9 protein-coding genes are annotated in these 13,666 nt (G+C 40.3%); 6 read left to right on the plus strand and 3 right to left on the minus strand.

The window, feature by feature from the left end; genetic code table 11:
* Positions 1-46: 46 nt before the first annotated feature.
* Positions 47-1,399 carry a glycerol-3-phosphate transporter gene (gene glpT / locus PMI_RS17865; RefSeq protein ID WP_004245406.1) on the minus strand — a complete coding sequence of 451 codons (1,353 nt, stop codon included), beginning with the start codon at positions 1,397-1,399 and terminating at the stop codon, positions 47-49.
* Between the two features lie 380 nt (positions 1,400-1,779).
* Here glpT and glpA point away from each other — a divergent pair, with 380 nt between their 5' ends.
* Genes glpA through glpC form a run of 3 tightly spaced genes read left to right on the plus strand, consistent with a single transcriptional unit; the run spans position 1,780 to position 5,925 of the window.
* Positions 1,780-3,438 carry an anaerobic glycerol-3-phosphate dehydrogenase subunit A gene (glpA, locus tag PMI_RS17870; RefSeq protein WP_004245405.1) on the plus strand — a complete coding sequence of 553 codons (1,659 nt, stop codon included), beginning with the start codon at positions 1,780-1,782 and terminating at the stop codon, positions 3,436-3,438.
* On the plus strand, positions 3,428-4,735 hold the full coding sequence (glpB, locus tag PMI_RS17875; protein ID WP_004248872.1) for a glycerol-3-phosphate dehydrogenase subunit GlpB: 1,308 nt from the start codon (positions 3,428-3,430) through the stop codon (positions 4,733-4,735). The genes glpA and glpB overlap by 11 nt, the downstream gene beginning before the upstream one ends.
* Complete coding sequence (glpC, locus tag PMI_RS17880) at positions 4,732-5,925, plus strand: anaerobic glycerol-3-phosphate dehydrogenase subunit GlpC (RefSeq protein WP_004245402.1); 1,194 nt, start codon at positions 4,732-4,734, stop codon at positions 5,923-5,925. Before glpB ends, glpC begins: the two co-directional genes overlap by 4 nt.
* 156 nt (positions 5,926-6,081) lie before the next feature.
* Here glpC and PMI_RS17885 read toward each other — a convergent pair whose 3' ends face one another.
* Both PMI_RS17885 and PMI_RS17890 read right to left on the minus strand, forming a co-directional pair.
* The gene (locus PMI_RS17885) at positions 6,082-7,185 is read right to left on the minus strand and encodes a glycerol dehydrogenase (RefSeq protein WP_004245401.1); all 1,104 of its coding nucleotides are present in this window, start codon (positions 7,183-7,185) and stop codon (positions 6,082-6,084) included.
* 320 nt (positions 7,186-7,505) lie between these two features.
* Positions 7,506-8,180, minus strand: coding sequence for a 7-cyano-7-deazaguanine/7-aminomethyl-7-deazaguanine transporter (locus PMI_RS17890; RefSeq protein WP_004245400.1), 675 nt, complete (start codon positions 8,178-8,180; stop codon positions 7,506-7,508).
* Positions 8,181-8,390: 210 nt separating this feature from the next.
* On the opposite strand from PMI_RS17890, the gene tusA reads away from it, so the two are divergent.
* The 3 genes from tusA to PMI_RS17910 all read left to right on the plus strand — a co-directional run bounded on the left by tusA (position 8,391) and on the right by PMI_RS17910 (position 13,655).
* A complete protein-coding gene (tusA, locus tag PMI_RS17900; protein WP_004245397.1) occupies positions 8,391-8,645 on the plus strand; it encodes a sulfurtransferase TusA in 255 nt (84 codons plus the stop codon).
* A 710-nt stretch (positions 8,646-9,355) separates the two neighbouring features.
* Complete coding sequence (locus tag PMI_RS17905) at positions 9,356-10,495, plus strand: efflux RND transporter periplasmic adaptor subunit (protein WP_004245395.1); 1,140 nt, start codon at positions 9,356-9,358, stop codon at positions 10,493-10,495.
* A gap of 25 nt (positions 10,496-10,520) precedes the next feature.
* A complete protein-coding gene (locus PMI_RS17910; RefSeq protein WP_012368815.1) occupies positions 10,521-13,655 on the plus strand; it encodes an efflux RND transporter permease subunit in 3,135 nt (1,044 codons plus the stop codon).
* Positions 13,656-13,666: the final 11 nt, after the last annotated feature.

The following is a 13,666-nucleotide window of genomic DNA, read 5'->3' on the forward strand; positions in this document are numbered from 1 at the left end:
TTTTAGAGATGAGATTTAATCAATTTCATAAATAATCAGTTAATGATTATTCATACTTCTGTGACATTTCACGTTTGTGTTTGGTTTCATTTATCATCACGATAAGTAATAACACAACAGATAATACACTACCGCCGATCATGACCATAAAGCCACCGTCCCAACCGAAGTAGTCAACGGTATAACCTACGATAGCACTTGCCGCAACAGAACCCCCTAAGTAACCGAATAGACCGGTGAAGCCTGCTGCGGTACCCGCAGCTTTTTTCGGCGCTAATTCAAGGGCGTGCAGACCAATTAGCATAACAGGACCATAGATTAAGAAACCAATGATTAACATACATGCCATATCAATATTCGGGTTACCTGCTGGGTTCATCCAGAATACGATAGTGGCAATGGTTACTAAGGTCATAAAGAATACCCCAGTTGCACCACGGTTACCTTTGAACACTTTATCTGACATCCAACCACACAGCAGTGTGCCTGGAATACCTGCGTATTCATATAAGAAGTATGCCCATGAGGATTTATCCATGGCGAAATCTTTGACTTCGCGAAGATAAGTTGGAGACCAGTCCAATACGCCGTAACGAAGTAAGTAAACAAATACGTTAGCAATTGCAATCATCCACAGAAGTTTGTTAGGGAAAACATACTTCATAAAGATTTCTTTTGCTGTCAGTTCTTGTTCGTCTGTTTCTTTATAATCAGGTGGATAATCGTTTTTATATTCTTCGATAGGAGGTAGACCACAAGATTGTGGTGTATCGCGCATTAATGCAAACGCAATCATCGCGACTAAAATAGCCGCGAATGCTGGCATATATAATGCTGCTTTCCAGTCGTTAAACCATGCCATACCTAACAGGAACAGCAATGGCGGTAAACCACCACCGACGTTATGAGCACAGTTCCAAATAGAGACGATACCGCCACGCTCTTTTTGTGACCACCAGTGAACCATGGTACGTCCACAAGGAGGCCAACCCATACCTTGGAACCAACCACACAGGAACAACAGCACGAACATGATCATAATGCTCGAAGTTGCCCATGGCACAAAGCCCATAATTAACATCACAATGGATGCAAGAATAAGACCTGCGGGTAAGAAGTAACGCGGGTTAGCACGGTCAGAGAATGACCCCATGATAAACTTAGAGAAACCGTAAGCAATCGAGATCCCTGATAAAGCAAAACCCAGATCCCCTTTAGAGAATCCCTCTTCTACGAGGTAAGGCATTGCTAAAGCGAAGTTTTTCCTTACTAAATAATAAGCAGCGTAACCAAAGAAAATCCCCATAAAGATTTGCCAACGTAAACGGCGATAGACAGGATCTATCTGTTCCTTTGGCAGACGCGCTTTATGTGGCGCAGGTCTAAACAGACTTAACATATTAGCCTCCGATGGCTTTTATTTTAATATGTTGATATTAAACAATGACAAAACGAACAACAAAGTAATCAAAAAATTTTCTTTAACGAACGTAATAGTAAACTTGTTGAAGCAAATTTACTGTGAAGTAATACTCAGTTGTCGAATAATTTTTCAAGATGTGTAATTTTGAGTGATATGTTAACTTTATGAAACACTTTCTGGTAAATAATTTGTGATTAGTATCACATATGTCGTTTTAATTTTTCACTCATGAGCGTTTCTCTTTCGTTTTTGCTCATTATCAAACATTAACCACATTTTTTGTGTATCTTATACACTATAATTAACGTTAAAGAATAATTAAGCGTTTGCTGAATGTAATGTGAGAGGGCATCTCTATGATGAGCGGTTCACCAGTGACAGAAACAGATGTCATTATTATCGGCGGTGGAGCTACGGGGGCAGGCATGGCAAGAGACTGTGCTCGTCGTGGATTACGCTGTATCCTACTGGAAAGACACGATATCGCAACCGGTGCAACCGGTCGAAACCATGGTTTATTACATAGTGGCGCACGCTATGCAGTGACCGATCCGGAATCAGCGCGTGAGTGTATAGAAGAAAACATGATCTTAAAACGGGTCGCTCGTCATTGTGTTGAAAAAACGGATGGCCTTTTTATTACTCTCCCTGAAGATTCGTTAGAATTCCAACAAACCTTTATTCAATCTTGCCAAGCGGCAGGTATTGATGCTCAAGCCATTTCACCTGAAGAAGCTATTCGCTTAGAGCCTTCGGTGAATCCTAATCTTATTGGTGCGGTTAAAGTACCTGATGGTACGGTTGATCCTTTCCGCTTAACGGCGGCCAATATGTTAGATGCACGTGAACATGGTGCGCAAGTACTCACTTATCATGAAGTGATGGGCTTGATCCGTGAAGGCGACCGTGTGAAAGGTGTACGTGTTTATGATCATCAATCTAAAAATATGTATGAGATCCGCGCACAAATAGTGGCCAATGCCGGAGGAATATGGGGACAAAAAATTGCAGAATATGGTGATTTAAAAGTCCGCATGTTCCCAGCAAAAGGGGCATTACTGATTTTAGGACACCGTATCAATAATATGGTGATCAACCGCTGTCGTAAGCCTGCGGATGCCGATATTTTAGTGCCTGGCGATACCATCTCATTAATAGGAACCACCTCAACTCGCGTTCCTTATGATGAAATCGACAATATGTATGTTACCCCTGAAGAGGTTGATATCCTGATCCGCGAAGGTTCGATGCTGGCACCTAAACTGGCTCAAACCCGTATTTTACGTGCTTATGCCGGTGTACGTCCTTTAGTGGCCAGCGACGATGATCCTTCTGGCCGTAATGTAAGCCGCGGTATTGTATTACTTGACCACGCACAACGGGATGGACTCGAGGGCTTTATCACCATAACCGGTGGTAAATTAATGACTTACCGATTAATGGCTGAATGGGCCACAAACAAGATCTGTGAGAAATTAAATATTTCAGCAAAATGTACCACGGCTGAAGAGCCATTGCCTGGCTCTCGCCAATCGGCAGAGCAAGCATTGCGTAGTGTGGTGTCGTTACCGGCGCCAATTCGAGGCTCAGCGGTTTATCGTCATGGCGATTTAGCCAATAAACTATTGAGTAATGAGCGTATTGATAAAAGCTTAGTGTGTGAATGTGAAGCGGTCACGGCCGGTGAAGTTCGTTATGCAGTGAATTCTTTAACCGTGAATAATTTGCTTGATTTACGCCGTCGTACTCGTGTGGGAATGGGAACTTGCCAAGGTGAGTTATGTGCTTGTCGCGCAGCAGGATTATTAAATCGTTTACAAGTCACAACGCCTCATGGCTCCGAACAACAACTTGCCCATTTTCTAAATGAACGTTGGAAAGGTATTCGTCCTATCGCATGGGGTAATGCGTTACGTGAAAGTGAGTTTACCAGTTGGGTGTACCAAGGTTTATGTGGCTTAGATGCCGATATGATTGATAAAACAGCTTCAGTGGAGGCCGATGATGAAATTTGACGTTATCATTATAGGAAGCGGATTAGCGGGACTGACTGCGGGGATCCGCCTTGCTGAAGCGGGCAAATCTTGCGCCATTATCAGTAATGGACAAAGTGCGTTACATTTTTCATCTGGATCACTGGATTTATTAACGCATCTTCCTGATGGCACGCCAGTTTCTCATCCGAAACAAGCGTTATCAACACTGGCACAACAAGCACCAGAGCACCCATATAGTCGTATTGGTGAAGCAAATGTCACTCAATTGATAGAGCAAGCGCAAACGCTGTTATCAACAACGAGAAATTTAGACTATAAAGGTAACGGTGATGAAAACCATTACCGTATTACCCCGGTTGGACGTTCTCGCATGAGTTGGATGAGCCCACAGCGCGTGCCGACTTATAGCGTTAATCAACCATTCCCATGGAAAAAAATAGCGGTGGTGGGGATTGAGGGATTCTTGGATTTTCAACCTCAGTTTGCAAGTAGTACTTTAAATGAACAAGGTATTGAGGCCATTCCTTATCACATTCATTTACCTTTATTGGATAGACTACGTGATAATCCAAGTGAGTTTAGAGCAATTAATATTGCGCGCTATTTAGATAAGCCTGAAAACACGCAAGCATTAGCAGAAGAATTAATTAAACACATAGATAATAGTGTTGAGGCGATTGTACTACCTGCATGTATCGGGCTAGATGAAGAAGCGCCAGTTAATTTATTACAAGAGTGTGTGGGTAAACCAATTTGTCTATTACCGACATTACCGCCTTCATTATTAGGTATTCGCCTACATCAGGCACTAAAACTGCGTTTTCAACAAGCGGGTGGTTTGATCATGCCGGGTGATCGCGCAGAAGAAGCCGATTTAGTCGGTAATAAGGTTGTCGGTATTCATACCCGTAATCATACTGATATCCCTATCCGTAGCGAGCATGTCGTATTAGCCACAGGCAGTTTTTTCAATAATGGCTTAATTGCGGAATTTGATCGTATTTACGAGCCATTAATGGAATTAGATTTATTAGAAAGTTTACCGCGTAATGAGTGGACACAAGTCAATGTGTTTGCCAAACAGCCTTATATGCGATTTGGTGTTAATACAGATAGTCAATTAAGACCGTTAAAATATGGTGAAGCGTTAGACAATGTCTATGCGGTGGGGGCGCTTTTAGGTGGTTTTGATCCTCTAAACGAAGGCTGTGGTGCAGGTGTCTCCATGATAAGTGCACTCTATGCAGCTCAACAAATATTACAGAGTGATAAATCGCAGCACACCACATCTGCGGCTGTGGAGGCAGTACTATGAGTTTACAAGATACCAGTTTTGAAAGTTGTATTAAATGTACAGTTTGTACGACCTATTGTCCTGTGGCAAAGGTCAATCCACTCTATCCAGGACCTAAACAAGCAGGCCCTGATGGTGAGCGTTTACGCTTAAAAGATCCCATGCTTTATGATGAAGCACTGAAATACTGTACTAACTGTAAACGTTGTGAAGTGGCATGTCCTTCAGATGTAAAAATAGGGGATATCATTTCCCGTGCTAAACTTAACTACAATCCTAAAACACCTAAAATTCGTGATGCTATTTTAAGTCATACTGATTTAATGGGAACGCTCTCTACGCCAATGGCGCCGATTGTTAACACTATTACCGGATTAAAACCAGTACGTAAAATCTTGGATAAAGCGCTTAAAATCGACCATCGTCGTGAATTACCCAAATACTCTTTTGGTACATTTAGAACATGGATGAAAAAACAGGTTGAAGAGCAAGCACGCTTTAAAGATCAGGTTGCGTTTTTCCACGGTTGCTATGCTAACTACAATCACCCTCAATTAGGGAAAGATTTAGTTAAAGTATTCAATAAAATGGATATTGGTGTTCAACTATTAAAACGTGAAAAATGTTGTGGTGTTGCATTAATTGCCAACGGCTTTGTGAAACAAGCGAAAAAACAAGCTACCGTAAACCTTGAATCTCTGACAGAAAAAATTGTGGAGAACAACATTCCGGTTGTTGCTACATCTTCTACTTGTACTTTCACTATTCGTGATGAATATGAACATATTCTAGATATTGATACTTCAAAAGTACGGGAAAATATAGAATTAGCAACACGTTATATTTATCGGTTATTGGAAGAAGGGCGTGAATTACCATTAAAACATACCCCATTAAAAGTGGTTTATCATACCCCTTGCCATATGGAAAAAATGGGGTGGGCGGCTTACTCCATTGATTTAATCAAACGTATTCCTGGGGTAGAAGTGATTGTATTAGATTCACAATGTTGTGGTATTGCCGGTACTTATGGTTTTAAATCGGAAAACTACGATGTTGCGCAAGGCATTGGGGCGGGATTATTCCGTCAAATTGAAGAGAGTGGTTGTGATTTAGTCATTACAGATTGCGAAACCTGTAAATGGCAAATAGAAATGTCAACAACCAAAAAATGTGAACACCCAATTAGCTTATTAGCTCGGGCATTGTAGAAAAAATTAATGAGATAACAATAACGTAGTCACTGATTACAATAACAAGCAATTTGGGAATAAAAGTCGATCTTTTATTCCCTTTTTTATTACTTTACATCACATTGTGAGTCAACAGGGTACAGAGCACCCTGTTGGCGCCATTAATATTAATCTTTAATATAACCACTCACGCCCTAATTGGTCTGCTGCCATAATCGCCGCAAACACTTTATCGGAATCAACATCAAATGGCATATTGTAAATTGTTTCACCTTCTGCACAGCTTAATTCTGCGACAGCCATGATTTTTTCATTTAATTCATCACCTGTAGCATGTACGCCTAATTCTTCTAAGGTAACAGGTAAGCCAACTTGAACACAGAAATCGAGTACTTCTTCGATCTCTTCTAACGGGCTATTTTCTAGCACTAGTTGAACTAGAGTACCAAAGGCGACTTTTTCACCGTGATACATTGCATGGCACTCTTCTAATGCAGTGAAACCATTATGTATTGCATGTGCGGCGGCTAATCCGGCACTTTCAAAACCAATACCGCTTAAAAAGGTATTTGCTTCGATAATATTTTCAACCGCAGTAGTACACACACTACGGCTGACAGCCAGTTTGGCTTTATAGCCATCTTCAAGTAGGGTGTGATAACAAAGCTCTGCTAATGCCAGTGCTGCAAGGGTGGTTTTACCTCCAGCCATTGTTTGCTTTTGTGCTCGACTACAGGCTCTTGCTTCAAAATAGGTCGCTAAGGCATCTCCCATCCCTGCCACTAATAAACGTGGTGGTGCTGAGGCAATTACATTGGTATCCATAACAACGATATCAGGATTTTTCGGGTAGAAAAGATAGCTATCAAATGCGCCTAATTCTGTATAAATAACAGAAAGTGCGCTAGTAGGAGCATCGGTTGATGCGATAGTCGGAGAGATCACCACAGGTAACTGGCATTTATAGGCGACGGCTTTGGCGGTATCAAGGGTTTTTCCTCCCCCAACACCAATGATAACAAGAGCGGCTTGTTGTTTGGCTATCTCAACTAAGCGGTCAATCTCTTTATGTGTACATTCACCGTGAAACTGTTCAAAGTGTCCATTGACTTCATACTGTGTCATGCTGTCTTTGACGATGCTGCCAGCCAGATCCATGACAAACTTATCAGCGATAATCAATGCTCTCTCACCCAAAGGTTTTGTATATTTCCCAATATGATATAACGCATCAGGCCCTTGGATATACTTCGCTGGGGATTGAATAACTTTTAACATAATAGACTCCTACTATCTTCAAAAGAGTAAAAAATCTTTATGGCGGGGAATATCATCTTAACCGAGATGGAAAAAAGCTGAGATGATCCAGAATACTATTAATAGTTTAATTGATAATAAAAATATTATATTGAAACGGGTTAATTTTTGTATTGCTAGGCAATAAAAGTCTTACTCTTTATCATTCATCAATAGTAGTGCGGTGTCTTCACTTATTATGCTAAATAATGGTATTTATTGCCGGTAGATCAAGGTATTGGTAAAAGTAAGCTAAGGCTTTATTGTGCAAAGAATAAAGCCTTATTGGGGGAGTCAATCAGCTAAGGACGGATTTGAGCATAGCTTTGTTGTTGATTTTCTTGTGCAAAAAAATAGCGCAAAATAAAGTTCAATAATACGCCATAGGCCGGTAAGAAAAACAGCATACAAATCGTCAATTTAAAAGTGTAATCCACGAGCGCTATTTCGACCCAATTGGCCGCCATAAACGCATCTGTACTGCGATAAAAGGCAATAAAAAAGAAGGCAACAGTATCTAAGAAATTACCAAAAAACATCGCTGCACTTGGTGCTACCCACCATTTTTGTTGCTGTCTTAAACGATTAAAGACAGAAACATCCATAATTTGCCCTAACACATACGCCATAAAGCTTGCTGTCGCTATTCTTGCCACCATGATATTAAAATCATTGAGTGAGGCAAAACCTTGCCAACTTCCTTGGAAAAAGAGTGTTGATATTAGGTAGGAAATAGCTAATGCCGGTATCATAACGGCAGTAATAATGCGTCTTGCCAGAGGGGCTCCATAGATACGAACAGTTAAATCTGTCGCTAAGAAAATAAATGGAAAAGTAAATGCACCCCATGTGGTATGGAAGCCAAAAATAGAAATAGGCAATTGAACAAGATAGTTACTAGAAGTGATTATCAATATATGAAATAACGAAAGCCATAATAGCGCCGCCGCTTTTTGGCGGGAGGTAAACCTATACATAAATTGTACCTTTTTAGTGATTGGGGTGAGGGAACCCAATAAAACGTATGATTTTCTCTCATCAGGAGAGGATGCGCATCATACTCTTGTTGCGCAACAAAAGCAAAGATCGGCGATAACTCAACGTGAAGTTGATGAATGTGCCGTGATGTGCGAGGCAAAGCGAGATATAATAGTGCTATCTGTTAGTGCGAAAAAATGGTTAATACAATGAATGCCCAATTTGATGATGCGACAAAAACATTAGATACCTTAGGACTACGTTGTCCTGAGCCTGTTATGTTAGTGCGTAAAACCATAAGAAATATGGCTCAGGGGGAAACACTGTTGGTGATTGCTGATGATCCGGCTACAGTGCGTGATATTCCCGGTTTTTGTCGTTTTATGGAACATGACCTATTACAGCAAGAGACGCAAGCAACACCTTATCGTTATTTGATCCGCAAAAAAGAGGGTCAGCTGTAAATCAGCTTATCTTGTAAAAAACACGCTTATCAAGCGAGATAAAGCATGGCTTGTCTCGCTTGTGGCTCTTTCTTTCAAGGCAAAAGTAGCTCTCCTTGCCTTTTTATACCTCATATAAAATCTATTTACCTCATGAATAAATGCAATGGTTTTATGATGAATTAGTCATGTTTTTTCTAAGAGATTATTTTTCTATATTTATAGGTTTATGTGAATTAATAGATTTATTGTATTAGTTTCGTATAAGAAACAATTAAAATAATTTTATTTATCTCTTTTGTATTATTGTGAAAATAGTATTTAAAAATGTTTGTTTATTCATCGTTTTAATGATGAAGGGATAATTATTAGTTAATTTTTTGCTCTTTTTGTTTTTCCTAAAAATGCTATTTTAGTGTTTTTTATAATAGAGTTTATTTTATTTAATTTGTTTTGTTTCAATAAGATATATTTTCATTTATTTAAAATGCCACATATTGATAAATTATAATCTTGTTAAAATATCTTGAAAAGTTCATTATTCACAGCGTATTAATAAATACAAAAACCTCTAATAAATAAGGATCTCAACTGTATGTGTTATTAATCTAATATTTAGACTATTTATTTTAATAGCCATAAATAGATGACGTTCTTAATTAATTCGTTGTACCGGAAACCATTCGCATAGGGAGTACGGTATTTTTTTTATCAGCACAATTCCACTAACTATGAAAAAAACAAAACATTTATTTAAAACAAAGGGTTGTAATATTCCTTTTACTTCTGTGATGATGGTAAGTTTTGTCTTAATGGGCTGTAACGATCAATCGACTCAGCCAACCAAGCCTGCTATCCCAGAAGTGGGAGTCTATACTGTCAAAGAGGAAATTCTTCCATTAACGGTCGATTTGCCAGCAAGAACGGCATCTTATCGTGTCTCACAGGTGCGCCCACAAGTCGATGGTATTTTAGAAAAACGTCTATTTACTGAAGGTAGTGATGTTAAAAAAGATCAACCACTGTATCAAATAGATAAAAAACCTTACGAAACTCAGGTAGCTAAAGCGCAAGCGGCTTACGATAATGTGAAAAAATTAGCTGCCCGTTATAAATCTTTACGTGCCACTAATGCCATTAGTCAGCAAGAATATGACGATGTAGTATCACGCCTTGATCAAGCTAAAGCCGATTTAAATCAAGCAAAGATTAACCTTGGCTATACCCAAGTTTTATCACCTATTAGTGGCAAAATCAGTCGCTCTTTTGTTAGTGAAGGGGCATTAGTGAGTAGTGGACAAAGCCAGCCATTAGCGACCATCACACAGCTTGATCCTATCTATGTGGATATTACTCAACCTATTACTAACCAACTGAAATTAAAGTCACTGATCCAACAAGGTGTCGTCACTGATAGTGAAGATAAAATGGATGTGACGCTGTTTTTAGAAGATGGCTCTCAGTACCCTTATACCGGTACATTAAGTTTTTCCGAAGTCCAAGTTGAGCCAAGTACAGGCTCAGTGACATTACGCGCCAAATTCCCTAATCCACAGCACCAATTATTACCAGGAATGTATACCAAAGCTCGCATTATGCAAGGAACTCAAGAGAAAGCGATTGTTGTGCCACAACAAGCGATTACCTTTGATGCCCGTGGTAAATCCATCACATATATCGTTGATCAACAACAAGTATTACAAGCAAGAGATGTTGAAATATTAAAACCACAAGGTAATGGATGGATCATAAAACAGGGATTACAAGCTGGCGATAGGATCATGACAGAAGGTCATCATCGTGCAAAACCGGGCGTAAAAGTCAATGCGGTTCCTGCTAACAACATTTCATTAAAGACCACCTTAGAGTAAGTCTTCATTTAGGTAATACATTATTATGTCTCGATTTTTTATTAATCGGCCAATACTTTCGTGGGTGATGGCTATTGTTATTATGATTGCAGGAGGATTGTCGTTAATAAAACTTCCTGTGAGTCAATATCCTGAAATTGCAGCTCCAGCGATAATGATCACCGCAGTTTATCCCGGTGCATCGGCTGAAACAGTGCAAGACACGGTTGTTCAAGTTATTGAGCAAGAGCTTAGCGGATTAGATGGCTTCCGTTATTTAAGTTCAAATAGTAATACGGATGGTAGCTTTGAAGTTATCGCCACTTTTGAACAAGGTACGGATAGTGATATTGCGTTGATGCAGGTACAAAATAAACTGCAATTAGCAACTCCTAAGTTACCCCTTGAAGTACAACGACAAGGGATGAGGGTAGTGAAATTCCAGATTAACTTTATGCAAGTGGTTGCCCTTGTAGATGAATCTGGAAAATTAGATGCCTTTGATTTAGGTAATTACCTTGCCTCACATATGAAAGATCCTATTTCTCGTATTGATGGTATGGGGGATATTCTGTTATTGGGATCACCACGCGCTATGCGTATTTGGCTTGATCCGGATAAACTGACTAATTATCACCTGATGCCGCAAGATATTGCCGCGGCTATCCAAGATGAGAATGTACAGGTGTCTGCCGGGCAGTTAGCGGGCTTACCGGCATTAAAAGGTGTTGAGTTAAACGCAACCATTACCAGTGCATCACGTATGGTATCAGTAGATGAATTCAACCATATTCTATTAAAAGTGAATCTTGATGGCTCACAAGTTCTGTTACAAGATGTAGCGAAAGTCGAAGTAGGGGCAGATAATTTCTCTATTTCAAGCTTATACAATGGTAAACCGTCTGCGGGTATGGCTATGCGCTTAGCGCCCGGAGCTAACCTACTTGATGTGTCTAAAAAAGTAAAAGAGGTTGTGGAAGCTCAGTCGCAGTTTTTCCCTCAAGGTGTAAAAGCCCTTTTCCCTTATGACACAACGCCTTCTGTAAAATCGTCCATTAGCTCTGTGGTAAGAACGATTGTCGAAGCTTCCATCTTAGTGTTCTTGGTTATGTTCCTGTTCCTACAAAATATTCGGGCAACCTTGGTGCCAACATTGGCTATACCGGTTGTTTTATTAGGAACTTTTGGTGTATTAGCCGCATTAGGTTTAACTATCAACGTATTAACGATGTATGCCATGGTGCTCGCAATCGGCTTGCTGGTGGATGATGCCATCGTTGTGGTTGAAAACGTTGAACGGATCATGCATGAACAGGCGATTTCGGTAAAAGAAGCGACCATTCTCTCGATGACGCAAATTCAAGGGGCGTTAGTGGGGATTGGTCTTGTTTTATCAGCAGTCTTTGTGCCAATGGCATTTTTTGGTGGATCGGCTGGGATTATTTATCGCCAGTTTGCAGCGACTATTGTTGTCGCGATGGCATTATCAGTGCTTATCGCATTAACATTTACACCCGCATTATGCGCGTCCATATTGAAAAAGCCACAACCTAAGGTGAAGAAACGTCGTGGATTCTTCTGGCTGTTCAACCGTTTCTTTGATAGAGGAACTAACTATTACGAGAAGGGGGTACGCAATATCTTGTACCGTCGAGGCCGTTATATGTTTATTTTCCTCATTATTACCGTTGGAACAGGGTGGTTATTTACGCAATTACCTAAAGCCTTCTTACCAAATGAAGACCAAGGGGTTGTGATGATTGAAGTCCGTATGCCAGCAAATAGTACCGCTGAGCGTATGGAACAAACCATGGCAGAATTTAGGGATTATTTACTGACCGAAGAAAAACATCTGGTTAAAACAGTATTTACTGTTAATGGCTTTAACTTTGCAGGTCGTGGTCAAAATGCGGGTATGGCATTTGTTAACTTGGCTGATTGGTCAGAGCGTAAAGGAAAAGGAGAAGATGTTTTCTCATTAGTGGCACGAGCACAGCAACACTTTAACTCTATCCGTGATGGTATGGTTATTGCGTTCCCACCACCTGCTATTATGGAGATGGGGAATGCGATGGGATTTGATTTCTACTTACAAGATAATGCGGGTTTAGGCCATACTGAATTGGTTAAAGCTCGTGATAAATTCCTCGAATTAGCAGCACAAAGTCCAGTATTAACTAATGTTCGCCCGAACGGTAAAAACGATGAACCTCAATTACGTGTTGTGATTGATAAAGAGCGTGCAAGAGCATTACAACTGCGTTTATCTGATATTAACGATACATTATCTGCCGCATGGGGATCGATGTATGTAAATGATTTTATTGATGAAGGTCGTGTTAAACGTGTTTATCTACAAGGGGAAGCCTCAGCGCGTATGTTGCCAACCGATCTGGATAAATGGCATGTTCGTAATCAGCGCGGTGAAATGATCCCATTCAACGCCTTTGCAACAACACAATGGTATATGGGGCCACCGAAATTAGAGCGTTTTAATGGGCTATCAGCGATTGAGATCTTAGGTGAACCAGCGCCAGGTTACAGTACGGGTGACGCGATGCTGGCAATTGCAGATATTATGAAACAATTGCCATCTGAAATCAGCCTAAGCTATAGCGGTCTGTCTTATGAAGAAATTCAAACACAAGACCAAGCACCTGCATTATATGTGATGACAATTCTGTTTGTTTTCTTAAGCTTAGCGGCACTCTATGAAAGTTGGTCAGTACCTTTCTCTGTCGCTTTAGTGGTGCCATTTGGTATTTTAGGGGCTGTTATCGCGACACTGTTACGAGGTTTATCCTCAGATGTCTATTTCCAAATAGGTTTGATGACCACCATTGGCCTATCAGCGAAAAATGCCATCTTAATTGTTGAGTTTGCTAAACATCTTTATGAGAAGGATGGTAAACCATTAATCGATGCGGCAGCAGAAGCGGCAAGAATGAGACTACGCCCTATCATTATGACCTCACTCGCCTTTACTTTTGGGGTATTACCTATGGCACTTGCTGCAGGTGCAGGGCAAGGTAGTCAGCACTCTGTTGCAACAGGGGTAATTGGCGGTATGCTCGCATCCACTTTCTTGGCTATTTTCTTTGTACCACTGTTCTATGTCTTTGTGGTTAAACTATTTTCACGAAAAAAAGCACATGTGAGTATTGAGGAAATAGATAAGTAATAGAATTATCT

Origin of the sequence: Proteus mirabilis HI4320, from assembly GCF_000069965.1 — a bacterium.
GTDB classification, from domain to species: Bacteria; Pseudomonadota; Gammaproteobacteria; order Enterobacterales; family Enterobacteriaceae; genus Proteus; species Proteus mirabilis.

Coding starts and splice junctions, on each gene's coding strand:
- PMI_RS17905 (WP_004245395.1), top strand. CDS start 9,356: ATGAAAAAAACAAAACATTTATTTAAAACAAAGGGTTGTAATATTCCT.
- PMI_RS17890 (WP_004245400.1), bottom strand. CDS start 8,180: ATGTATAGGTTTACCTCCCGCCAAAAAGCGGCGGCGCTATTATGGCTT.
- glpT (WP_004245406.1), bottom strand. CDS start 1,399: ATGTTAAGTCTGTTTAGACCTGCGCCACATAAAGCGCGTCTGCCAAAG.
- glpB (WP_004248872.1), top strand. CDS start 3,428: ATGAAATTTGACGTTATCATTATAGGAAGCGGATTAGCGGGACTGACT.
- tusA (WP_004245397.1), top strand. CDS start 8,391: ATGAATGCCCAATTTGATGATGCGACAAAAACATTAGATACCTTAGGA.
- PMI_RS17910 (WP_012368815.1), top strand. CDS start 10,521: ATGTCTCGATTTTTTATTAATCGGCCAATACTTTCGTGGGTGATGGCT.
- glpC (WP_004245402.1), top strand. CDS start 4,732: ATGAGTTTACAAGATACCAGTTTTGAAAGTTGTATTAAATGTACAGTT.
- PMI_RS17885 (WP_004245401.1), bottom strand. CDS start 7,185: ATGTTAAAAGTTATTCAATCCCCAGCGAAGTATATCCAAGGGCCTGAT.
- glpA (WP_004245405.1), top strand. CDS start 1,780: ATGATGAGCGGTTCACCAGTGACAGAAACAGATGTCATTATTATCGGC.